The sequence below is a fragment of the Rahnella sp. JUb53 genome, from assembly GCF_004346065.1.
GTDB classification, from domain to species: domain Bacteria; phylum Pseudomonadota; class Gammaproteobacteria; order Enterobacterales; family Enterobacteriaceae; genus Rahnella; species Rahnella variigena.
This window is the reverse complement of the sequence record NZ_SLYT01000010.1, coordinates 20326-44322: the sequence shown is the minus strand read 5'-3', so window position 1 is coordinate 44322 and position 23997 is coordinate 20326. Positions and strand designations below refer to the sequence as shown.

Annotated in this window: 21 protein-coding genes; 17 read left to right on the top strand and 4 right to left on the bottom strand. The window is 53.0% G+C overall.

Annotation, left to right across the window (positions count from 1 at the left end; genetic code table 11):
* Positions 1-139 precede the first annotated feature (139 nt).
* Both EC840_RS20275 and mrdA read left to right on the top strand, forming a co-directional pair.
* Positions 140-505, top strand: coding sequence for a hypothetical protein (locus EC840_RS20275; protein ID WP_112288972.1), 366 nt, complete (start codon positions 140-142; stop codon positions 503-505).
* 221 nt (positions 506-726) lie between these two features.
* Positions 727-2673, top strand: a complete 1947-nt coding sequence (gene mrdA / locus EC840_RS20270; protein WP_132966780.1) for a penicillin-binding protein 2 — start codon at positions 727-729, stop codon at positions 2671-2673.
* A gap of 14 nt (positions 2674-2687) precedes the next feature.
* On the opposite strand, the gene EC840_RS20265 is transcribed toward mrdA, so the two are convergent.
* Positions 2688-3443 carry a hypothetical protein gene (locus EC840_RS20265; protein WP_132966778.1) on the bottom strand — a complete coding sequence of 252 codons (756 nt, stop codon included), beginning with the start codon at positions 3441-3443 and terminating at the stop codon, positions 2688-2690.
* Between the two features lie 400 nt (positions 3444-3843).
* Between EC840_RS20265 and EC840_RS25300 the strand changes: the two genes are divergently transcribed.
* The 8 genes from EC840_RS25300 to EC840_RS20230 all read left to right on the top strand — a co-directional run bounded on the left by EC840_RS25300 (position 3844) and on the right by EC840_RS20230 (position 12650).
* Entirely contained in the window at positions 3844-3993 is a 150-nt protein-coding gene (locus EC840_RS25300) for a hypothetical protein (protein ID WP_159282031.1), read from the top strand.
* 605 nt (positions 3994-4598) lie between these two features.
* Positions 4599-6035: a HAMP domain-containing sensor histidine kinase gene (locus EC840_RS20260; RefSeq protein WP_132966776.1), complete on the top strand. Its 1437-nt coding sequence runs from the start codon at positions 4599-4601 to the stop codon at positions 6033-6035.
* 31 nt (positions 6036-6066) lie between these two features.
* Positions 6067-6843, top strand: a complete 777-nt coding sequence (gene qseG / locus EC840_RS20255; protein ID WP_132966773.1) for a two-component system QseEF-associated lipoprotein QseG — start codon at positions 6067-6069, stop codon at positions 6841-6843.
* Positions 6840-8177 (top strand): two-component system response regulator GlrR, encoded by a 1338-nt coding sequence (gene glrR / locus EC840_RS20250; protein WP_112288943.1) that lies wholly within the window; start codon positions 6840-6842, stop codon positions 8175-8177. The genes qseG and glrR overlap by 4 nt, the downstream gene beginning before the upstream one ends.
* Positions 8178-8331: 154 nt before the next feature.
* On the top strand, positions 8332-8670 hold the full coding sequence (gene glnB / locus EC840_RS20245) for a nitrogen regulatory protein P-II (protein ID WP_013574351.1): 339 nt from the start codon (positions 8332-8334) through the stop codon (positions 8668-8670).
* A gap of 416 nt (positions 8671-9086) precedes the next feature.
* Entirely contained in the window at positions 9087-9608 is a 522-nt protein-coding gene (locus tag EC840_RS20240) for a sorbitol dehydrogenase family protein (protein WP_112288942.1), read from the top strand.
* A gap of 26 nt (positions 9609-9634) precedes the next feature.
* Positions 9635-11236, top strand: coding sequence for a GMC family oxidoreductase (locus EC840_RS20235; protein WP_113875966.1), 1602 nt, complete (start codon positions 9635-9637; stop codon positions 11234-11236).
* A 10-nt stretch (positions 11237-11246) separates the two neighbouring features.
* Positions 11247-12650, top strand: a complete 1404-nt coding sequence (locus tag EC840_RS20230) for a cytochrome c (protein ID WP_112288940.1) — start codon at positions 11247-11249, stop codon at positions 12648-12650.
* Between the two features lie 67 nt (positions 12651-12717).
* On the opposite strand, the gene hmpA is transcribed toward EC840_RS20230, so the two are convergent.
* Positions 12718-13944, bottom strand: a complete 1227-nt coding sequence (hmpA, locus tag EC840_RS20225) for an NO-inducible flavohemoprotein (protein ID WP_112288970.1) — start codon at positions 13942-13944, stop codon at positions 12718-12720.
* A gap of 319 nt (positions 13945-14263) precedes the next feature.
* Here hmpA and glyA point away from each other — a divergent pair, with 319 nt between their 5' ends.
* Together glyA and EC840_RS20215 are read left to right on the top strand one after the other, a co-directional pair.
* Positions 14264-15517, top strand: a complete 1254-nt coding sequence (glyA, locus tag EC840_RS20220; RefSeq protein WP_113875968.1) for a serine hydroxymethyltransferase — start codon at positions 14264-14266, stop codon at positions 15515-15517.
* Between the two features lie 163 nt (positions 15518-15680).
* The gene (locus EC840_RS20215; protein ID WP_129639133.1) at positions 15681-16841 is read left to right on the top strand and encodes a 3-phenylpropionate MFS transporter; all 1161 of its coding nucleotides are present in this window, start codon (positions 15681-15683) and stop codon (positions 16839-16841) included.
* On the opposite strand, the gene csiE is transcribed toward EC840_RS20215, so the two are convergent.
* A complete protein-coding gene (csiE, locus tag EC840_RS20210; RefSeq protein WP_113875970.1) occupies positions 16838-18118 on the bottom strand; it encodes a stationary phase inducible protein CsiE in 1281 nt (426 codons plus the stop codon). The genes EC840_RS20215 and csiE overlap by 4 nt on opposite strands.
* Positions 18119-18390: 272 nt before the next feature.
* Between csiE and EC840_RS20205 the strand changes: the two genes are divergently transcribed.
* Positions 18391-18969, top strand: a complete 579-nt coding sequence (locus EC840_RS20205; RefSeq protein ID WP_243701108.1) for a DUF1007 family protein — start codon at positions 18391-18393, stop codon at positions 18967-18969.
* Positions 18960-19979: a nickel/cobalt transporter gene (locus EC840_RS20200; RefSeq protein WP_132966769.1), complete on the top strand. Its 1020-nt coding sequence runs from the start codon at positions 18960-18962 to the stop codon at positions 19977-19979. The genes EC840_RS20205 and EC840_RS20200 overlap by 10 nt, the downstream gene beginning before the upstream one ends.
* Before the next feature lie 106 nt (positions 19980-20085).
* Here the strand turns inward: EC840_RS20200 and suhB are convergent, their stop codons facing one another.
* Entirely contained in the window at positions 20086-20889 is an 804-nt protein-coding gene (gene suhB / locus EC840_RS20195; protein WP_112288934.1) for an inositol-1-monophosphatase, read from the bottom strand.
* Positions 20890-21016: 127 nt separating this feature from the next.
* On the opposite strand from suhB, the gene trmJ reads away from it, so the two are divergent.
* The 3 genes from trmJ to EC840_RS20180 all read left to right on the top strand — a co-directional run bounded on the left by trmJ (position 21017) and on the right by EC840_RS20180 (position 23957).
* Positions 21017-21754 (top strand): tRNA (cytosine(32)/uridine(32)-2'-O)-methyltransferase TrmJ, encoded by a 738-nt coding sequence (gene trmJ / locus EC840_RS20190; RefSeq protein ID WP_113875974.1) that lies wholly within the window; start codon positions 21017-21019, stop codon positions 21752-21754.
* A gap of 215 nt (positions 21755-21969) precedes the next feature.
* A complete protein-coding gene (iscR, locus tag EC840_RS20185; protein WP_113875975.1) occupies positions 21970-22464 on the top strand; it encodes a Fe-S cluster assembly transcriptional regulator IscR in 495 nt (164 codons plus the stop codon).
* Between the two features lie 323 nt (positions 22465-22787).
* Positions 22788-23957: an IscS subfamily cysteine desulfurase gene (locus tag EC840_RS20180; protein WP_132966767.1), complete on the top strand. Its 1170-nt coding sequence runs from the start codon at positions 22788-22790 to the stop codon at positions 23955-23957.
* The last annotated feature ends 40 nt before the right edge of the window (positions 23958-23997 follow it).

Here is a 23997-nt window from a genome sequence, read left to right as displayed (position 1 = left end):
AGATAATCATCACATCACCGGTGCTTATTCAATAATTTGGCTTAAAGTATTTAGCCTGTGAATATTTCTTCGACAGGCTCTTTCTATCAGCCAGACAAGTGATAGCATGGGCCTCTTGCTCACTTTATGGATTCATCTGATGGTCAGGTTAGGCAGTTGTGTGACGGTGATTTTGGCGCTGGCGTCGTTTTCAGCATCGGCTGTCACGCAGTATCAGTGCGTGTTAACTCATCATACTCAGTCTGATGATGGCAATGATGTTTCTGAAGTCGTGAACAAAAATGCCCAGGTTTATGATGCGGGGAATACGTTCAGTTTCTCCCCTGATGGCAGCAAAATGGTCACCAGCCCTGAACTGACGGATATCATCGGCAAAGATAATCAGCCCATGAAAGCGGGCGCGCAAGATAACCTGATGTATATTCACGTCAAAGACAGCTTTGTTGTGGCAACCCAGACCGAAGGGTATGTTTACGGTGATTGCAAAGTGAATACCGCGAAGTAAAAATCTTTATCCGGGCGTTTTCTGATCCCTGTGGGCGCATGAGCCATGTCTCAGCGCCCTGCAATATCGCACTGCAATAAATAGAAACACTCCTGCCAGTTCATTAGCACACTTCTTATAGTCGTCCGTGGCATGACGGGCTATCCTTTCGCACTTTTCCAGTCTCCGTTTATTCATTTCGCCCGCTTCAAGAAGCAGACAAAAAAGGTATTTGCCCGCTTATGGCCTTACTTAACGACGAAATTCGCGACCATACCGCCGAGTCCGTCCTTTTCGTTCGTCGTGCCGTGATTGCATTTTTGGTCGTGATCCTGCTGTCTTCTGCGCTGGTGTTCAATCTGTACCATCTGCAGGTGGGCATGCACGATTTTTACCAGACCCGCTCAAATCAGAATGACATCAAAATGCTGCCGATCGCCCCAAGCCGCGGGCTGATTATGGATCGCAACGGCGTGGTGCTGGCGCAAAACATTACCCTCTATCAGATTGAAGTGATCCCGGGCAAAGTGCCGGATCTTAACGCCACGCTGAACGCACTGAAACCGATTGTCGATCTCACACAAGACGATCTGGACAGTTTCCACGATGCCATGATCCACGGCCGTCGTTTTGCACAGATACCGCTGAAGCTGGCGCTGACCGATGTGGAAGTCGCCCGTTTTTCCGTGAACCAGTTTGATTTCCCCGGCGTTTCCATCAGCACGTATCAGCAGCGTCGTTATCCTTATGGCGCGGAGCTGGCGCACGTGGTCGGCTACGTGTCTAAAATTAACGATAAAGATGCCAAACGTCTTGATGCCGAAGGTATTTCGGAGAATTACGCTGCTGACCACGATATCGGCAAGCAGGGCGTTGAAAAGTACTATGAAAATATTCTGCATGGCCGTACCGGTTATCAGGAAGTGGAAGTGGATAACCACGGCCACGTGGTGCGCCTGCTCAAAGAGGTTCCGCCGCAGGCCGGACAAAATATCTATCTGACGCTGGATCTGGGGTTGCAGCAGTACATCGAGAAAGTCCTGAAAGGTCAGCGTGCGGCGGTCGTAGTGATGGATCCCCGGGACGGCGGCATTAAAGCCATGGTCTCCAGCCCGAGTTATGATCCGAATCCGTTTGTGAACGGAATTTCCACTAAGCAATACAGTGCGTTACTGAAAAACCCTGACCTGCCGTTGATCAACCGTGTTACGCAGGGGCTTTATCCGCCAGCTTCCACGGTCAAACCTTTTATGGCCACGTCGGCGTTGTTTGAAGGGGTGATCACTCCGCAAACCACCTTCTTTGGTGCGCCGACCTGGACGCTGCCGGGCACCGAACGCCATTACCGCGACTGGCTGAAAACCGGCCACGGTATGCTGAACGTGACCAAGGCGATTGAGGAGTCTGCCGATACCTTCTTCTATCAGGTGGCCTATGAAATGGGCATCGATCGTATTCATACCTGGCTGAGTAAATTTGGCTACGGGCAGTCGAGCGGGATAGATCTCGACGAGCAATATAGTGGCGTGCTGCCAAGTCGTGAATGGAAAATGAAAGTCCATAAAAAAGGCTGGTATCAGGGGGATACGGTTTCTGTCGGCATCGGGCAGGGCTATTGGGTTGCGACGCCAATTCAGATGGTGCGTGCGCTCAGTGCGCTGGTGAATAACGGTAAGCTGGAAACGCCCCATCTGCTTTATTCAGCAAAAAGCGGCAAAGTGATTACGCCATATAAAATGCCGCCGACGCAGCAAATAGCGGATCCGAAATCGCCAATCTGGGGGATTGTGAAAAACGGCATGTTTGGCATGGCCAATTTCCCGAATGGTACCGGCTATAAATTATTCCACACCGCGCCTTATCAGATTGCGGCGAAATCCGGCACCTCGCAGGTTTTCAGCCTGCGTGAGAATCAGGTTTATAACGCTAAAATGACGCCGGTTCGCTTACGTGACCACATCTTCTACACGGCGTTTGCGCCTTACAAACATCCGACGGTGGTGATGGCGCTGATCATGGAAAATGGCGGCGGCGACGGTGTGGTGGCCGGGCCGACCGCGCGGGCGATCCTCGACCATATCTTCCTGCCACCGCAGGCGGTGATGTGTGATCCGGCGAAAGCTGATAATCCCGCAGACTGCGAACAACCGGTTCCGACACCTAATTCGCTGGGCTTTAGCGAGCATTGATGCCGGCCGTTGAGTCAGATCATCTCGAAGGGCACGTTGTTGAGCCGGGCAACGTGTTTTCCGATCTCTTCCGTGGTCTTCATGTGATCAAAATGGACATTACTGTAGTCAGGGAACAGGGTTCTATCGACGCCTAACACTTTGGTCACCCGGATGTTTTGAGTGGGAGGCAGCCCTGCATATAAATTCAGGCCCGGGCGTCCGATAACGAGTATTTCATTGTGGCTGTATTGTTTACGAATCAGATTATCTTGCGTCATGAGATTTGCAGGCGTTAAAAGTTGCTGGTATCCACCGGCACATCTGAATTTCCCTTTCCCTCTGCCGCTCTTAATACAGTCCACAAGTTCGTAGGGTCTGACCACCGCTCCTGCGGGGTTGTAGTATTCCCGTCCTGCATGGTTGATAAAATTAACGTCACGCGGGAATGTGCCGAGTATATTTTGTCGGGGGACTTCAAGTACCAGCGCGACGTTGTGATACATCCCGGTGTACCTTGAGGTCTCTGCCGTGAGTTTTTTAATATCTTTTAAATCAACCAGTGATGTGCTGAAGATATCCCAGCCATTAAACAAAGAAGCGGCATCCTGGCGGCAGAACGGACTTTCGTGCAGTTGGAAAGTGTGGACTAAGACATGGTCCTCAGGAAGAACAGACCAGCTTTGCAGGGTGGCCATTCTCTGCATTTCGAGCATTTTTTTATTTTCCTGCTCAGCTAGCAGTAGTCCTTCCGGGGATAGTTTTGCGGTTTTTTTTTTGAGAAATGGCATTTTCTACATCCTGTAAACGTGCGTATTGTTATTGATTCGGGAGAGTCAAACAAAGCGACAACAGATGAAAAATATATCATGTTCATGTTTTTCATATAGTTAATAACATATTAAGAATAATTACAGGGGGAAACCTCTTACATTAACAGCCCGATATTGTCTGAGGGATTGTAATGTTGGGCTGGAAATCAGAACGGAGGATGCGGGTTGTTACCTTTATTGCTGATGGCGCCTGTTTTACTTTACAGACTTCTCTGAAGACGATGCCATCTTCAGCGTATTACGGGCGTTTCAATGTATCGAAAAGTATTATTGGTAATAAAAATCCTAATTTAATCTTATTTAAAACTAGCGGCGCACTCCCATCTTCTGCGCACATGCCATTCTCGATAATGCCATCATGCTTGTACACAGCACCCAACGCGATGAGTGTGTTTATGATAATCCGCTGGAGACCGGCGATCCGGGTGTGCAGGCCTTACTGGCAGATTCTGATCAGGCGATGTACAGCCATAAACAGCTTAGTAAAAAGGTTGTGATCAACCACTGACAGCCAGATGTCATAAAATGACGACAATGGACGTTATTGTTGTCTCTTTTTGGCGACATTTAATTTTATGATATTTAAAGGATATTTTTTTATTTCTCAATTGTGTTGTTTTTTGGCGACGCAAAGGTTGTTTATTCATCAAGTTAACCGTGCTTTTGCCGGTGCCTGAAAATGATTTAACTATAAATATCCTTTAAATACAGCTATATGATAATTTTTATTAAACATTGGCACGGAACGTGCTAGATTAGCGGAGTTGCTCATTCACCTGATTATGATTGGCTCACGCGAAAGCGTTGATATGCTCATAATGTCCGAATGACGCCAAAGAAACGGTGCCTATCGTTCACCCGACCGATAATCGTTGCGCAAGCACGTTATCAAACATCGAACGACACGTTGAGTGAGGCACCACCTCTTCCGGTTTGCTGAACATCCGTCTGGATGTTCAGCAATACCCACCCTTCATACTTCTCATACTTCTCATACTTCTCATACTTCTCATACTTCTCATACTTCGCCCATTTAAACACTTTTCGTATCCTCTCAGACACTGGCTGTTTAAACCGTTGTCCGCTAGCATGACTTTATCTGTGATAAATGAGATGAATGCGTTGAAAAGAGGACGTTTATTCCCCGGTTCGCTACGTCAGCTGGTACTGATGGCTTTCCTGCTGGTGCTGCTGCCCTTGCTGGTGCTCGCCTATCAGGCCTATGACAGCCTTGATCAACTGAGCCGTCAGGCGGCGCGAATCAACCGGACTACGCTCAGTGACGCCCGCCGCAGCGAATCGATGTCCAGTATTGCGCTGGAAATGGAGCGCAGTTATCGCCAGTATTGCGTTCTCGACGATCCGACACTTTCCCGCCTTTATCAGAATCAGCACAAACAATATTCCCAGCTGCTGGATGCGCATGCCTCAGTACTGCCGGATTTACGTTATTATCAGACGCTGCGCACCTTGCTGACGCAGCTTACACAGCCGACCTGCCAGAATAACTCCCCGGATAAAGACGCTTCTGCGCGTCTTGAGAATTTCTCGCGCACCAATGCCGAAATGGTACAGGCGACGCGGGAAGTCGTATTCTCACGCGGACAACAACTTCAGCGCGCGATTGCCGAACGCGGTCAGTTCTTTGGCTGGCAGGCGCTGGTGCTTTTCCTGCTCAGTGGCGCGCTGGTGCTGCTGTTCACCCGCATGATAATCGGGCCGGTAAAAGGCGTCGAACGGATGATTAACCGGCTGGGGGAAGGGCGTAATCTGGGGGATGTCACCCGATTTAAAGGGCCACGCGAAATCCGTTCTCTGGTGCAGCGCATCGTCTGGCTGAGCGAGCGTCTGGCATGGCTGGAATCGCAGCGTCACGAATTCCTGCGCCATATTTCCCACGAACTTAAAACCCCGCTCGCCAGCATGCGTGAAGGGACAGAACTGCTGGCGGATGAAGTCGCCGGTCCGCTGACGTCAGATCAAAAAGAAGTGGTGGCTATCCTCAACAGCAGCAGCCGCCATTTGCAGACGCTTATCGAACAACTGCTTGATTACAATCGCCAACTGGCTGATGTGCCGACGCTCAGTGTGGCCGTTGATCTGAAATCGCTGGTTGATGATGTCGTGACGGCTAACAGCCTGCCGGCACGCGCCAAGAAGATCCGCAGTGAGGTCACGATTGATGCGCCGACCTGTCTGGCTGAGCCGACATTATTGCGGCGCGTGGTGGACAATCTCTATTCCAATGCGGTGCACTACGGGGCTGAATCCGGTACTATTTGGGTCCGCAGCCGGGAATTACACGGACGGGTTATTATCGAGGTGGCAAACACCGGAACCCCGATCCCGCAGGCCGAGCGCGCGATGATATTTGAACCTTTTTACCAGGGTAGCCAGCAACGAAAAGGGGCTGTGAAAGGCAGCGGTCTGGGGTTGAGTATCGCCCAGGACTGTATTCGCCGCATGCATGGAGAGCTGCAACTGGTTGCCGTTGAAGATGCGGACGTTTGTTTCCGTATTGAATTACCCCTGACGGCTGAGAAGAAATAATAATGATGCTATTTGCTGACTGGTGCGTCTGATGAGCGCATTGTCTTTTATCACCCATATCACCACCCGTCTGGTGCGCGCCGTACTGCGCAGCCGGGCGTTTTTACTCAGTGCGCCACTGGCGCTGGCGGGCTGTGTCCCGCATTCTGCCGACAACCGTTATTTCCAGCAGGTGTCTGATCAGGTCGTCCCTGACAGCAAAGTGATCGACTTTCGTATCGCTCCTTGTGAAACCCTCTGGACACTCGATGACAATGACGCCGTAACGAACTCACTGTACTGGTTACGGGCGATGGACTGCGCCGATCGTATGAGTGATGCGCAGGCGCGCTATCAGGCGCAGCAGATACAAGCGACGACCTGGGATCAGGTATTTAAACAAAGTATTCTGCTCTCCGGTGCGGATCCCGATCAGCAGCAGCGCCGTGCGTTACTGGCAAAAGTCAGCGCGTATCGTGGCCAGATGCCGGGACAAATTCGTCCGCTGGTGCAGTTATGGCGAGAACGTCAGAATTTACAGGTCGTGCTGGGCGATGAAAAAGCCCGTAATGTCCGCCAGCAGGCAGTGAATGAAGAAAAACTTCAGGCGATGACTGAACAGCAGCAGGTTCTGGAACATAATCTCGCCGATACCCGCCGTAAGCTGGAAAACCTGACGGACATTGAGCGACAGCTCTCTTCGCGCAAACAGATCCAGGGCGATTTGCCGGATAACGAGGCGACTGCGCCTGCTAAAGCGGCTTCGGATAATCCGGTAAAACCGGCCGAGACTTACACGCCACCGGCTAAGGATTCGAACGCAAAATGACGTTACGTAAAGCAGCCAGTTTATTGCTGGTCGATGACGATCCGAGCTTACTGAAGCTTTTGGGAATGCGCCTGACCAGTGAAGGTTTTCGTGTCACCACCGCCGAAAGCGGGGCGGAAGCGCTGCGTGTGCTGCACCGTGAACGTATCGATCTGGTGCTGAGTGATTTGCGTATGGATGAAATGGATGGCATGGCGCTGTTCGCTGAAATCCAGAAATTCCAGCCCGGAATGCCGGTGATTATTCTGACTGCGCACGGTTCCATTCCCGATGCGGTGGCCGCGACCCAGCAGGGTGTGTTTAGTTTCCTCACCAAGCCGGTCGATCGCGATGCGCTGTATAAAGCCATCGATGAAGCGCTGGCACAGTCCAGCCCGTCGGCCGATGAAAGCTGGCGCGAATCGATTGTTACCCGCAGCCCGATCATGCTGCGGTTGCTTGAACAGGCCAATATGGTCGCGCAGTCTGACGTCAGCGTGCTGATTAACGGGCAGAGCGGCACCGGTAAAGAAGTGCTGGCGCAGGCCATTCACGGGGCGAGCCCGCGTGGCAAGAAAGCTTTTATTGCCATTAACTGCGGTGCGTTGCCGGAACAGTTGCTGGAATCCGAATTATTTGGTCATGCCAAAGGTGCGTTTACCGGCGCGGTAAGCAGCCGCGAAGGGTTGTTCCAGGCGGCGACCGGCGGCACGTTGTTCCTCGATGAAATCGGCGATATGCCGCTGTCGTTGCAGGTGAAATTGCTGCGTGTGTTGCAGGAGCGCAAGGTGCGTCCGCTGGGCAGCAATCATGATGTGGATGTTGATGTGCGCATTATTTCTGCGACACACCGTGATTTGCCGAAAGCGATGGAGAAGGGCGAGTTCCGCGAAGACCTGTTCTATCGTCTTAACGTTGTCGGCCTGAAACTGCCGACCCTGAGCGAACGCTCTGAAGATATTCCGCTGCTGGCTAATCATCTGCTGCGCGTGGCGGCGCAGCGGCATAAACCTTTCGTTCGCAGCTTTTCAACCGATGCCCTTAAACGTCTGATGGCCGCCAGCTGGCCGGGCAATGTGCGCCAGTTAGTGAACGTGATCGAGCAATGCGTGGCGCTGACGTCTGCACCGGTGATCAGCGAAGCGCTGGTTCAGCAGGCGCTGGAAGGTGAAAACACCGCGCTGCCGACATTTGCCGATGCGCGTAATCAGTTCGAACTGAATTATCTGCGCAAGTTGCTGCAAATTACCAAAGGCAACGTCACGCAGGCGGCACGTATCGCCGGGCGCAACCGCACTGAGTTTTATAAGTTGCTGTCACGCCATGAGCTGGAAGCGACCGATTTTAAAGAGTAACGGGAATTTACTTTCAGAGGCTGGAGGTACATTCCTGCGGCTGAACTATGATACCTTTAGCGCCTTCGCATGCCTCTGGCATCCGAAACCAGATTGTGAACCATGCTGCCGCTCAGGAAGGCGGAGAGCAAACGAATGATTATAAGGGTCCGCCATGAAAAAGATTGATGCGATTATCAAGCCATTCAAACTCGACGATGTCCGTGAAGCACTGGCTGAAGTTGGGATTACCGGGATGACCGTGACCGAAGTGAAAGGCTTTGGCCGTCAGAAAGGTCACACAGAACTGTACCGTGGTGCGGAATACATGGTCGATTTCCTGCCAAAAGTAAAAATCGAAATCGTAGTGGCGGATGACATCGTGGATACCTGCGTGGAAACCATCATGACCACTGCGCAGACCGGTAAAATCGGCGACGGTAAAATCTTCGTGTTCGATGTGGCGCGCGTAGTGCGTATCCGTACCGGCGAGCAGGACGAAGAAGCGATTTAATGTTTCATCAGGGCGGGTAATGTCATGTTACCGGCCCTGAGTATTTCCTCTGTTATTCTCCCTTTCCCTCCTATCTTGTTATACCAATCATTTTTTAACCTAGTCACTTCTCAACTCATTGTTTATCCGGTTTTTAGCCGTTATTTCTGCTCATCAGCACCCAAAGTTCCTCTGCGCCAGCAATCACAAAAAATGCTATTTGTTAGTTTTATGTGAAGTTTGTGGGGTTTTTATTGTGACTTCATTGAAAAAGTGCGAGTAAAATCACGTTTGTTGTTATACCAGTTCGATAAACCTGTCAGATACGTTGTAATCACCGACTAAAACAATTCAGGGTGAAAGTATCTGGCTGCCGGAACTGGTGTGGATTGATCTCCGTTGATCGTGGTTTTCACACCCATTCAAAAGGCTTTGCAATGTCACAACCAGAAAAACCCATACGCATTTCCCGTCGCGTATTTTTAGGGGGCGCACTGGCGGCGCTTTCCGTTCCGCTGATGAACAAGCTTTTGCTCAGCCCGGTTTATGCCGCGCCGGTAGCGGGCTTGTCGCAGGCAAAACAGGATTTCACCCAACTCTCGCTGTATCTGACCGGTCATGACCAGCTGGATCCGGCCCTTTCTGAACGTTATTACCAGACTATGTTGCAGCTGTACCCGGACTTCACCGCGCAGGTTCAGGCGTTGCAGGCGTTTATCACGGCCAGTCACATTGATGCCGCTGACCTGCAAAAAGCGCTGGATACACAGCAGCCCGCGCTGGCGAAATTGCCGCGCAGCATCCTTCAGGCGTGGTATCTCGGCGTGGTCGGCGATGGCAAACAGGCGGTTTGTCTGGCGTATGAAAACGCGCTGATGAATGTCGCGGTACGCGATCACCTCAATCCACCGAGCTATGCCTACGGCGCTTACGGTACCTGGGCAAAACAGCCTGTCTGAAAATAACGTTCAAAAAGGGTTAAGCAATGAGTGAACAACTTTCCGCTGACGTCGTCGTCATCGGCTCGGGGATCTGCGGCTCGCTGGTCGCACAGCGTCTGGCAAAACAGGGCATTTCCGTCATTATTCTCGAATCCGGCCCGCGTATTGATCGCGGTACGCTGACCGAAAATTTCCGTAATTCGCCGCGCAAAAAAGACTTTATGTCGCCGTATCCGTACTCGGACTGGTCGCCGCATCCGGTGTATAAACCGGAAGATAATGATTACCTGCAACAGCAGGGGCCGTATCCGTTCCCGGCGGAATATATCCGCATTATGGGCGGCACCACTTGGCACTGGGCGGCGCAGGCGTGGCGTGTTTTGCCCAACGATATGAAGATCAAAACCCTGTACGGCGTCGGGCGTGACTGGCCGCTATCGTACGACGAGCTGGAACCGTTTTATTACGAAGCCGAAGTGAAAATGGGCGTGTCCGGCGCACCCAATAACGGTTCACCGCGTACCCAGCCGTTCCCGATGGAACCGGTCGCTGAATCCTGGCTGCAACAGCGTTTTCGCGAGCGTCTGGCGCCGGGCGGTTATGACGTGATCGTGAACACCACCGCACGTAACAGCCGTAACTACGACGGGCGTCCGGCCTGTTGTGGCAACAACAACTGCATGCCCATCTGCCCGATTGATGCGCAATATCACGGCGGTATCGCTGCGCAGGCTGCGGAAGCGGCGGGTGCAAAATTGATTACCAGCGCGGTGGTGTATCGCCTTGAGCATGACGAAAAGGGGCGTATTGTCGCCGCACATTATTACGATCCCGATAAAGGTGAGCATAAAGTCACGGCGAAAAACTTCGTTCTGGCTGCCAACGGCATCGAAAGTCCGAAACTGCTGCTGATTTCCGCCAGCGATAAATACCCGGACGGACTGGCAAACAGTTCCGGCACCGTCGGGCGTCACCTGATGGATCACCCAAGCAACTCGCTGACGTTTGAAACTGAAGAACCGCTGTGGGCGGGGCGGGGCCCAATGAGTCCGGCGTCCATCAACAGCCTGCGCGACGGCGATTTCCGCAAAGATTACGCCTCGTTCCGTATCGATATCGCCAACTCTTCACAAGTGCAGTCAGTGACGCAGGATTTGCTGGCGGAAGGCGTTTACGGCATCAGCCTGGATAACGAAATCCGTCGCCGTGCGTCGCACCAGACCAGCCTGAAAAACGTGATGGAACAGCTGCCAAACTACGATAACCGCATCATTCTCAGCGACAAAAAAGACAAACTGGGTATCCCTAAACCGGCAGCGATTTATCACATGGACGATTACGTGCATCGCGGTATGGCGCGAGCCGTGAAGGAATATACCGAGATCGCCAGACTGATGGGCGGCACCAATTTGCGTTTCAGTAAGCCGGGCGTTTACGGCAACAACCAGCACATTACCGGCACGATGAGCATGGGGCATGACCCGAAAGACTCCGTGGTGGATGCGTTCGGACGCACCCATGACCACGAAAATCTGTTCATCACCAGTACCGGCGTGATGCCGACGTCGGCCACGGTCAACTCCACGCTGACCGCCGTCGCACTGGCGTTACGTACCGCTGATCATCTTGCCAAAACTGCGCTATAGGCTGACTGAAATGACTCTGAATCGTTTATCTCAAAAACGTCTGACGGGCGCATTGCTGGCCTTTGGCCTGAGCCTGATGGCAGGCACGGCTTACGCCGCGCTTTCGCCGGAACAGGATGCGCTGATCAAGAAAGGCGAATACGTCGCGATAGCCGGTGACTGTGTGGCCTGCCATTCCACCGAAGGCGGCAAACCGTTCGCCGGTGGCCTCGGGCTGGCAACGCCGCTGGGCACCATTTATTCGAGCAACATCACGCCATCTAAAAAAGACGGTATCGGTAATTACACACTGGAGCAGTTTGAACACGCGGTGCGTGACGGTGTGCGCGGCGACGGTGCGAATCTGTATCCGGCAATGCCGTACACCTCGTATGCCAAAATCAGCGATGACGACATGAAAGCGTTGTACGCTTATTTTATGCAGGGCGTGCAACCGGTGGATGCCCCGTCAACGCCGACGGCGCTGCCGTTCCCGTTCAACGTGCGTTTGTCGATGGCTGGCTGGAATCTGCTGTTCCTCGAGAAAGGCGCGTTTAAAGCCGATCCGTCGAAAAGCGATCAGGTTAACCGTGGCGCGTATCTTGGCGAAGCGCTGGCGCACTGCAGCACCTGCCATACGCCGCGTAATGCGCTGATGGCGGAGCAGGGGGATAAAGCGCTGGGCGGCAGCAGTCTGGGCACCTGGTTTGCACCAAACATTACCTCGGACGCGGTCAGCGGAACAGGTAACTGGAGCACCGATGAAATCGCCGGTTACCTGAAAACCGGTCATGCGCCGGGCAAGGCGCAGGCGGCAGGGCCGATGGCGGAAGCGATCGACCACAGCCTCAGCCATCTGAGCGACAGTGATTTGCAGGCGATTGCCGTGTGGCTGAAACAAACCACGCCGGTCAGTCAGCAAGGGCAGGCGAGGGCAGCGGACCAGTTCGGCTCACCGGCGAATTATGTCGATACTTTGCGTGGCGTTCCGCGTCCTGCTGATGCTGACAAAATGACCGGCTGGCAGGTGTATGACGGCTATTGCGCCAGTTGCCATCAGCCCGACGGGCGTGGCAGCAAGGATGGCGGCTTGCCATCGCTCATCAACAACACTGCGCTGGGGCATCTGAACAGCGACAATCTGGTGATGGCGATTTTGCACGGCGTACAGCGCGGCGCGGAAAGCAAAGATGTGGCGATGCCTGCGTTTGAGCATTTATTGTCAGACACACAGGTTGCCACGCTGAGTAATCAGTTGTTGCAGCAGTTTGGTAACGATCAGGCGAGTGTGACGCCGCAGCGGGTGAAAGAACTGCGCGCTGGCGGTAAACCTTCGCCGTTGCTGGAGCTGGCGCACTGGGGAATGGGCATTGCAGGGCTGCTGGTTATCCTGCTGATTGCGCTGTTCTTTGTTCGCCGTCGCCGTCGTCATTAATCCAAACTGGCGCAGCGATAAAAAAGGCTGACATTCTGTGTCAGCCTTTTTCTTTTCAGGGCAGGAATTAAATTACTTTATGCGGACCGAAGCATTCGTAGTGAATATTCGCTTCGCTGATGTTCATCGCCAGCAACTGTTTGGCCGCGAACTGCATAAAGCCGACGGGACCGCACAGGTAGAAATGCATCGCCGGATCATTCAGCTGTTCGCTGACTTTGCTCAGATCCATCAGCCCCTGATACTGAAAGTCCTCTCCCGGCAAATCATTTGCCTGTGGCTGGTTATACCAGACATGGCTCTCCAGCTGCGGCAGGTTTTTCTGCGCGCTTTTCACTTCACCGGCAAACGCATGAACCGCGCCGTTTTCAGCCGCGTGCAGCCACTGAACAGGCGCATGATGTCCGCGTTCTGCCAGCGTATTGAGCATACCTAACATCGGCGTCTGACCGACACCGGCAGAAATCAGCGCGACCGGCGTGGTATCGCTGATATCCATAAAGAAATCGCCGTGCGGGGCTGCCAGATGAATGATGTCGCCCGGCTGCGCAAAGTGATGCAGGAAGTTTGATACCGCGCCCTGGCCTTCGCGTTTAACGGCAATGCGGTAGGTTTTACCGTTCGGTGCCTGCGTCAGGGAATACTGACGGATTTCCTGATTTTCCAGCGAGGCATCGCGGATATACACCGCCAGATATTGTCCCGGCTGGAAATCCACCACCGGCAATCCATCGACAGGTTCCAGCAGGAAAGAGGTGATCAGTTCACTTTGCGGTTGTTTTTCGGCGATGCGGAATTCACGCGTACCGCGCCAGCCACCGGTTTTTTCTGCGCTGTCCTGATAAATCTCTGCTTCACGGTTGATAAACACATTCGCCAGCACGCCGTAGGCTTTGCCCCACGCATCCAGCACTTCCTGACCCGGGCTTAACATTTCATCCAACGTTGCCAGCAGATGTTCGCCGACAATGTTGTATTGATCCGGCTGAATGGTAAAGCTGGTGTGCTTTTGCGCGATGCGCTCCACCGCAGGCAACAGTGCCGCCAGATTTTCGATATTGGCGGCGTAAGCACAGATGGCATCAAACAGCGCCTGACGCTGATCGCCGTTGCGCTGGTTGCTCATATTGAAGATGTCTTTGAGCTCGGGATTGTGCTCGAACATGCGGTCGTAGAAGTGCGCGGTGAGTTTCGGACCGGTCGCTGCAAGCAAAGGAATAGTGGATTTAACGGTAGCGATAGTGGCTGAATCAAGCATAGTGAACTCCGTGTCTTTGTCGATTTCATTAAACATGTATTTTAAATACATCTTATATAAACCCACAATTTCTGTAAACCCCCCTAAAGGGGTAAGGGCTTTTTAAGGTGAAGAGTGTGATGGAGCAGTGCGATGGGGGCTGAGTCACAAAGCTGAAATTTGTACATGTTCAGATGAATATTTATCCCTTGATTACGGGCAGAGGTTCGCAGATCAAAGCCTTGCTGTATCTGGAGCCAATCGTTTGCCTAAAAACCTCAAACTGACCCTATCCGAAGGGCGCTTAAACATTTACACTGTTGCGCAGAACCCGGAAGGGGCTTTTATTTTTAGTTTGTTGAGTCAGGAGATGCGGATGTTAAAGCGTGAAATGAACATTGCCGATTATGATGCTGAGCTGTGGGCAGCAATGGAAAAAGAAGTTGTTCGTCAGGAAGAACATATCGAGCTGATTGCGTCAGAAAACTATACCAGCCCGCGTGTTATGCAGGCTCAGGGTTCGCAGCTGACCAACAAATATGCCGAAGGCTATCCGGGCAAACGTTATTACGGTGGTTGTGAGTACGTCGACATCGTTGAACAACTGGCTATCGACCGTGCAAAAGAATTGTTCGGTGCAGATTTCGCTAACGTTCAGCCACACTCCGGCTCACAGGCGAACTTCGCGGTTTACACCGCACTGCTGCAACCGGGCGACACCATTCTGGGGATGAACCTCGGCCATGGCGGTCACCTGACGCACGGTTCACCGGTTAACCTGTCCGGTAAACTGTACAACGTGGTGCCTTACGGCATCGACGAAAGCGGCGACATCGATTATGACGACGTAAAACGTCAGGCCGAAGCGCACAAACCAAAAATGATCATCGGCGGTTTCTCCGCGTTCTCCGGTATCGTTGACTGGGCAAAAATGCGTGAAATCGCCGACAGCGTTGGTGCTTACTTCTTCGTCGACATGGCACACGTTGCCGGTCTGATTGCTGCGGGCGTTTACCCGAACCCGGTTCCGCACGCGCACATCGTGACCACCACCACGCACAAAACGCTGGCTGGCCCACGCGGTGGTCTGATTCTGGCGAAAGGCGGTGATGAAGAGTTCTACAAAAAACTGAACTCCGCTGTCTTCCCTGGTGGCCAGGGCGGCCCGCTGATGCACGTGATTGCCGGTAAAGCGGTAGCACTGAAAGAAGCGATGGAACCTGAGTTCAAAACCTACCAGCAGCAAGTGGCTAAAAATGCTCAGGCAATGGTCGCTGTGGTTCTGGAACGTGGCTACAAAGTGGTTTCCGGCGGTACGCACAACCACCTGTTCCTGATGGATCTGGTTGATAAAAACCTGACCGGTAAAGAAGCCGATGCCGCACTGGGCCGCGCTAACATTACTGTGAACAAAAACAGCGTGCCTAACGATCCGAAGAGCCCGTTCGTGACTTCCGGTGTACGTATCGGTACTCCGGCTATCACCCGTCGCGGCTTTAAAGAAGCTGAAGCGCGTGAACTGGCTGGCTGGATCTGCGACGTGCTGGACAACGTGAACGACGAAGGCACTATCGAACGCGTTAAACAGAAAGTTCTCGACATCTGTGCACGCTTCCCGGTTTACGCGTAATATTTGCGAAGCCGTAAAGCTGCTAAAACCCGCTCCGGCGGGTTTTTTTATGGGCATCTATCAGAATTTGTGAGCTGGCAGACATTACTGGAGTATGAAAGCGTCTGCGGATTGCTAGCGATTGTGAGCTTTGTCAAAGTATTGGCCTCACACCGGAGGATTTATGGAATTGCGTTCCACGCGCTGGCTTGCACTCAGTTATTTCACCTATTTTTTCAGTTACGGTATTTTTCTTCCCTTCTGGGGCTTATGGCTTAAAGGCGAGGGTATTTCCTCCGAAAGCATCGGCCTGTTGCTCGGCGCCGGTTTAGTCGCCCGTTTTCTTGGCACGTTAATCATTTCTCCCTCCATCAAAGACCCTTCGCATCTCATCACCGGTTTACGCATCCTCGCGTTGCTCACGCTGGCGTTTGCCGTCGGGTTCTGGTTTGGCAACGGCTGGGCGTGGCTGATGATCAACATTGCCGGTTTCAGCCTGTTCTTTGGTCCGCTGGTTCCGCTGACCGATGCGCTGGCCGGTACGCTGCAACGCCAGATCAATATGGATTACGGCAAAGTGCGCGTCTGGGGCTCGATTGCCTTTGTGATTGGCTCGGCGGTCACCGGTAAACTGGTGGAGGTCTACGGGCACAACGCGATCCTCTATACGCTGACCGCAGGCGTGGCTGCCATGTTGCTGGGCATGTTACTGCGCCCAAGCGTAAAACCGGTGGGAGAACCGCGAACCAGCGGTGCGCCGGCCATTTCGTGGAAAGCATTACTCGGCGAAAAACCGGTCTGGCGGTTCCTGTTATGCGTAACGTTATTACAGGGCGCACACGCCGCATACTACGGTTTCAGCGCGATTTACTGGCAGGATATCGGGTATTCTTCGACCACCATCGGCTATTTATGGTCGCTCGGCGTGGTCGCTGAAGTGCTGGTCTTCACTTTCAGTAAACAGCTATTCAGCCGCTGGTCGGCGCGCAATATGTTGCTGCTATCCGCCGTGTGTGGCGTGGTGCGCTGGGGCATGATGGGCGCATTTACCGCATTGCCGTGGCTGATCGTGATTCAGATTTTGCACTGCGGTACCTTCACGGTATGCCATCTGGCGGGGATGCGGTTTATCGCGGCGCGTCCGCGAGATCAGGTTATCCGCCTGCAATCGGTGTATTCCGCGCTGGCAATGGGCGGCGGTGTGGCGGTGATGACCATGGTGTCCGGCTTCCTGTTCGAACATCTGCACGCGGGATTGTTCTGGGTGATGGCGCTGCTGGTGGTGCCGGCGATTTTCCTGCGTCCGCAGGTCACGCCGTCAGCGCCGGAGGTGTCAGCCAGCTAGGGGGCTTCGAGCAGCGAGCGGATACGTTTTCGCTGCTCTTTGGCCAGTGGCAGTTGCGTGTGGATCACCAGCGGATCGGCGTCGGTGCTGCGGGTGGCGTAAGGTGTGACAATCATCGCCACGCCGCTCGGGGCACCAAATTTATAGAAATCCGCAAGCGTCTGATATTTGATGTTCAGCGGCAGCAGAGTCGCCTCGCGGATTTGCTGTTCGACCGCTTCTTCCAGTTCAGGATTATCATGCGTCAGCAGCAGAATTTGTTTCTCCTGCAAGGCGTTACCCTGCATCAGCCATGCGCCGAAGGTGATCGCTACTAATCCGATTTCATCCTCTGAAAGCGTAATCAGATATTCGTGCTCAAACCCCGCCAACGCCTCACGGGTGGTGCGCACCAGTCGCGGATACATACGGTTCACTTCTTCCTGCATCAGATTGTCGATGCCAATGCCAAAATGACAGCGTTCAATCGCCGGACCCAGATGGGCGAAAAGCTGGCCGACCAGCCCTTCGTAGCTGCTGAATTTCATCCCGGCGATGTCCTGAAAACGCGCCACCATATTTTCAATTTCTAACAGCAGGCGCTGATCTTCCGTCGAACCGGAACTCTGATAACTGTGGTTTTTCAGCATCCGTAACATCAGGGTAAAAAACTCACATTCGCAGTCATCCAGCAGGCCGTTACTGAGTTCCTGTAACTGGATAAACAGTTCGCGGGCGGCAGCATATTCGGGCTTTTCGCGCAGCCAGCGCCGCTGTTGTTCGGTAAAGCGTAAACCGGTCTGATCATTGTTCTGCCACAGACAGTATTGAAGACAAATCAGCATCAGCTGGCGGTCATGACCGCTCAGCGGTTTGGGTAATAACGTGCCGCAGTCTTCCAGCATCATGCCCAGAAGATCGGTGCGCAGTGCCGCCTTCGGGCAGGTCTGGCCTTCGAAGGCGATGTGCAGCCAGGGGATAAAATGGCGGGAAACGAAGTCCGGTGAAATGCGTAATGTGCGGCGTAATCCCTGAAATAAACACAGCCGCTGGGCGAGGGAGTCACCCTGAATGCGGCATTCTTTTTCGCTGTATTGCAGCACATCAAGCTGATGGATGCGCTGAATTTCGCAGGTCACTTCTGCCAGATCGTCCCAGGTGGTGGCTAATCCGACGCCGTTAATTTCACTGATGATCTCCAGCTGAACTGCCGTCAGCGGCGCGTACAGCATCAGCAACACGTGGCAGCGGCGTTGCGTAGCGGAAAGCGCTGGGGAGGGCTGTTTGTCTGGATTCATATCACCTGCCGGAAAGGTATCGCCTGAAATTATTAGTCAAGCATAGCAAAGCGAAAGCCCGCATTAGGGGGCGGGGATTGGGTTTTACTCCGGCTTACAACTCAGATCACAGATATTTTTGACGACCGCTTAAATGCACAGCAAAATAGTGTTACTTAGTAACAATATATGGCGCTGATATGGAAATGACGTTACACCAGGCCCGGAACCGGCCTTTCTCCCGTTACGGCAAATGGCTGGGAGTTGCGCTGTTCTGCCTGCCCGCCACGGTCATGGCGCACCCGCACAGTTTCATCGATATGCAGACGACGCTGGTGGCGAATGACACCTCGCTGACCGGGCTGAAAATGGTCTGGACGATGGACGAAATTACATCCGCAGATTTGCTGTACGACGCGCAGAACGCCAAACCCGGTTCAGATATCTGGAAAAAACTGGCGGCGGAAGTCATGGCGCGGGTGCTCAGTCAGCATTACTTCACTGACTTTTATCGCGAAGGTAAACCGGTTAAATATCTCGACTTGCCAAGCGAATATCAGCTGTCGCGTAGAGGCGATCAGGCGGTGCTGGAATTCGTGTTGCCGCTGGCGAAGCCTCAGACACTGGCCGGTAAACCGATGGAATTCTCTACCTTCGATCCTTCGTATTTTGTTGATATGACGTATAAGGATAAAACCGCACTGCATCTGCCGCCGGAACTGGAAAAACGTTGCACGCTGGCGCTGTTTACGCCCAAGCCTGATGCCTCGCTGCAAAACTACGCGCTGTCTCTCGATAAGGCTGATGCCCCGCCGGAAGATATGGATCTTGGTCAGCAATTTGCTCAGAAGGTCACGCTGGAATGTCATTAATCTCCACACCACCGAAAACACTGTCATGGCGCGATCTGTGGCCGCTGGCGATATTTCTGTTGCTGCTGGCGGGCGGCATTTTTCTTCTCATCCACTACTGGCCGAGGATTTTGCTGAGCAGCATTATCTGGCAGCGGGAATTGCATCAGGAACTGGCCGGGCTGTTGCGGCAGGTGAAAGAAAATCCGATGCAGTCGGGCATGACGCTGGCCGGTTTCAGCCTGATTTATGGCGTGATCCACGCCATCGGGCCGGGGCACGGTAAAATTGTCATCACCACCTATCTGGCAACCCATCCTTCGCGACTGAAAAGCAGCCTCAAGCTGACGTTTGCCTCGGCGATAGTGCAGGGACTGGTGGCGATATTGCTGGTCAGCGTGGTGCTCGGTGTGCTGCAACTTTCCTCGCGTCAGCTGCATCAGAGCAGTTTCTGGATGGAGCGGGGCAGCTTCATTCTGGTGATGTTGCTCGGGTTATTGCTGTGCTGGCGGGCGCTGAAACGGGTGTGGCAGACGATAAAAAGTCTGCGTCCCGCGCCGGCAATGAAAATCCACAGCCTGTCGCCGATGGGCAGTGAAACACATGTCCACGATGAACATTGCGGCTGCGGACATCAGCATGTACCGAGCGATCAGCAACTTCAGGCGGGCGGCGATTTACGCACACAGATAGCGATTGTGCTGGCGATGGGATTACGCCCGTGCTCCGGTGCGATCATGGTGTTGCTGTTTTCCAAAGTGATCGGCGTGTACAGCTGGGGCGTGATTTCAGCCATTACGATGGCCATCGGCACCTCGCTGACCGTCTCGCTGATTGGCGTACTGGTGTTTTACAGCCGTGCGCTGGCGGTGAAACTGAGCGCAACCCGCACGCCTGCGGCCTGGCAGCGGATCACCTGGTCGTTGCTGGCGCTGACCGGTGGGATGGTATTGCTGGTGGCGGGGATAGTGCTCTACAGCACCGGCGGCGGAGACGTTTCGCCAATCACCGGCGGACCTTTCCGGGGATAAGTTCCGGGGCGCAACCTTCATGGGATAAACAGCAGACATAAAAAAACGGACGCCCGAAAGGACGTCCGTTTTTCTTTGTATTTCTTTCTATCAATAACCGGCGAAATTAACGCTTCAGCGCTTCGCTCAGTTCATCACGCATGGTCATCAGAATACCTTTAACGACGCGTGGGTTGCCTGCAACGATGTTGCCAGACGAGAAGTGGTTATGGCCGCCAACGAAGTCAGTCACAACGCCGCCTGATTCACGAACCAGCAGTTCGCCACCGGCGAAATCCCAAGGTTTCAGGGCGATCTCGAAGAAACCGTCAACGCGGCCAGCCGCCACGTAAGCCAGATCCAGCGCAGCAGAACCGGTGCGACGGAAATCTGCACATTCGGTGAACAGTTTGCCAACCACATTCATGTAGCTGGTCGCGTGTTGTTTTGCTTTGAACGGGAAGCCGGTCGCCAGAATGGTGCCGTCGAGATCTTTCGCGTTAGTACCGCGCAGACGATAACCGTTCAGCTGTGCGCCCTGACCACGGGTTGCGGTGAACAGTTCGTTACGCATTGGATCGTAAACTACCGCGACTTCAGTGCGGCCTTTGATGCGCACGGCGATAGAAACAGCGAAGTGTGGGAAGCGTTTAACGAAGTTGGTGGTGCCATCCAGCGGGTCGATAATCCATTGTACGTCTTTGTCTTCGCCTTCCAGTTCGCCACACTCTTCACTGATGATGGTGTGTTTTGGATAGGATTTGCGAATGACATCGATAATCATGTGTTCTGCATCGCGGTCTACGTTGGTAACAAAATCGTTGGTACCTTTTTGTGTAGATTCTACAGAGTCTGGCGTTTCGTAATGTTTGGCAATCAGGTTACCGGCCTTGCGCGCAGCGCGCACGGCGATGGTGAGCATCGGATGCATGGATATCTTCCAACTAGGATGTTAAAGAACGGGAATACGGGAAACGGCGCGCAGTATAGCAGGGGTTCTGAAAATTAACTACCGTTGTGTTAGGCTGTTGTGATTTTCCGTCTGGCTAAGAGTTCCTATGCTGCCCAATATCCGCATTGTATTAGTAGAAACGTCTCACACTGGCAATATGGGCTCTACCGCCCGTGCCATGAAAACCATGGGTTTATCAAGTCTTTATCTGGTGAATCCGCTGGTAAAACCTGACTCTCAGGCTATCTCTTTGTCGGCCGGTGCCAGTGATGTCATCGGTAATGCGACAATTGTTGATACCCTCGACGAAGCGCTGGCCGGTTGTAGTCTGGTGATCGGCACCAGTGCGCGTTCCCGCACACTGCCGTGGCCGATGCTTGAGCCGCGTGAATGTGGTGAGCACAGTGCGAAAGCGGCACAAACCGCGCCGGTTGCGCTGGTGTTTGGTCGCGAACGCGTCGGGCTGACTAACGAAGAACTGCAAAAATGTAACTACCACGTGTGTATTCCGGCGAACCCTGAATACAGCTCGCTGAATCTGGCGATGGCCGTGCAGATTATTGCCTATGAAGTGCGCGTTGCGCATCTGGCGTTGCTGGAAGCGGAAAAACCGCAAATCGAATACGAAGAAACGCCGTATCCGCTGGTCGACGATCTCGAACGTTTCTATCAGCATCTGGAAAAAACCTTGCTGGAAACCGGCTTTATTCGTCAGGCACATCCGGGGCAGGTGATGAGCAAATTACGCCGTCTGTTTACCCGTGCGCGACCTGAATCTCAGGAATTAAACATCCTGCGCGGTATCCTGACGTCGATTGAAAAGACAAATAGCAACAAAGAATAAGCAAAGGGATTTGATTATAAAAACAGTATTCAGTTTTTTAATCAAAAGGTTATGCGTTGTTCGTGAATGACAAAATTAGTGCGTAATGGCCGGGTTTGTAATACTTGAGTAAAACAGTAGGTTAAATAGTTGACTGTTTTACTCGGGAATGGCAGACTCGTTTGCATGTTCCGCACTATTGAATTTTTAAGTCATTTTAAACAGGTAACCATGCTATGAGACTGACATCCAAAGGCCGTTATGCCGTGACCGCTATGCTCGACGTTGCACTGCATTCACAGGAAGGACCAGTACCACTGGCTGACATTTCTGAGCGTCAGGGTATTTCCCTTTCTTACCTGGAGCAGCTTTTCTCGCGCTTACGCAAAAATGGTCTGGTTGCCAGTGTTCGCGGTCCGGGCGGTGGTTATCTGTTAGGCAAAGATTCTGGCGATATCGCGGTAGGTGCTGTGATCACAGCCGTTGACGAATCTGTCGATGCGACCCGTTGCCAGGGTAAAGAAGGCTGCCAGAATGGCGAACGTTGCCTGACTCACACGTTGTGGCGTGATCTTAGCGAGCGCATCAGCGGCTTCCTGAACAACATTACACTGGCAGAACTGGTCAACAACCAGGAAATCCTGGAAGTGGCCGACCGTCAGAACGGTGAAATCCGTCGTCAGCCGAATGGCCGACAAATCGAAACGATTAATGTAAATTTACGCGCCTGATACCCCGTCATCTTTCGAGCTGTCTCTGCGTTGGCTGCCTTCGCGAACCCCGGTCACATACTTGTGTATGCTCCAGGGATTCACTCAGTTGCCGCCTTGATACAACTCTAATGATTTAGGGATTACACCGTATATTTATGTTCTAAAAGCCCGCGGAAATGCAGATTCCCGCGGGCTTTTGCTTTTCAGGCGTCAATTCTTACCGATTAGTGCCCGCAAAGTGTCATTTCCCTTTTAAGAATCTGTGAACCCGTTTTAAACTGGTTGTCGTTTTTTTAATTCTTTCGTTCGAAGCCGAACGCGCAGTCCGGAGCTTACCTGCCATGAAATTACCTATTTATCTCGATTATTCTGCTACCACGCCGGTTGATCCGCGTGTGGCGAAAATGATGATGCAGTGTTTAACACTCGACGGTACTTTCGGTAATCCGGCCTCCCGTTCTCACCGTTTTGGCTGGCAGGCCGAAGAGGCGGTGGATGTGGCGCGCAACCAGATTGCCGAGCTGATTAATGCCGACCCGCGTGAAATTGTCTTCACCTCTGGCGCGACAGAATCGGACAATCTGGCGATTAAAGGTGCCGCCCACGCGCAGCGTGAGAAAGGCAGACACATCATCACCAGCCAGACGGAGCACAAAGCGGTGCTGGACACCTGTGCTCAGCTGGAAACCGAAGGCTTCGACGTCACCTATTTAGCGCCTCAGGCTGACGGTTTTATCCCTCCAGCTATGATTGAAGCGGCACTGCGCCCGGACACCATTTTGGTATCCATCATGCAGGTAAATAATGAAATCGGCGTGGTGCAGGATATTGCGACAAGCGGTGAGCTGTGCCGCAGTCGTGGCATTCTTTTCCATGTGGATGCAACCCAGAGCGTGGGCAAGATTGCGATTGATGTCAGTGAGCTGAAAGTGGATCTGATGTCATTTTCCGCGCATAAGATTTATGGCCCGAAAGGGATTGGCGCGCTGTATGTCAGCCGTAAACCGAAAGTGCGGATAGACGCGCAAATCCACGGCGGCGGTCATGAGCGCGGTATGCGTTCAGGTACCTTGCCGGTGCATCAGATTGTCGGTATGGGCGAAGCGTATCGTATCGCCAAAGAGGAAATGACCACGGAAGTAGCGCGTCTGAGCGCATTGCGCGATCGGTTGTGGAAAGGCATTCAGCAGCTTGATCAGGTGTTTCTCAACGGTACGCCGAAACATGCCGCGCCAAACATTCTTAACGTCAGTTTTGCCGATGTTGAAGGTGAATCCCTGATTATGGCGCTGAAAGATTTGGCGGTGTCGTCCGGTTCTGCCTGTACGTCTGCCAGCCTTGAACCTTCCTACGTTTTGCGAGCCATAGGATTAAGCGAAGAGCTGGCACATGGCTCAATCCGTTTTTCCCTCGGGCGCTGGACAACGGAAGAAGAAATTGATTATGCGATTGCGCTGGTGGTGAAATCAGTCCGCCGCCTGCGTGAGTTGCCCCCTGTTTATACGAAATGAAGTGCCACCCGCTGAACGGGTGATTTGCCTGTCATTGATA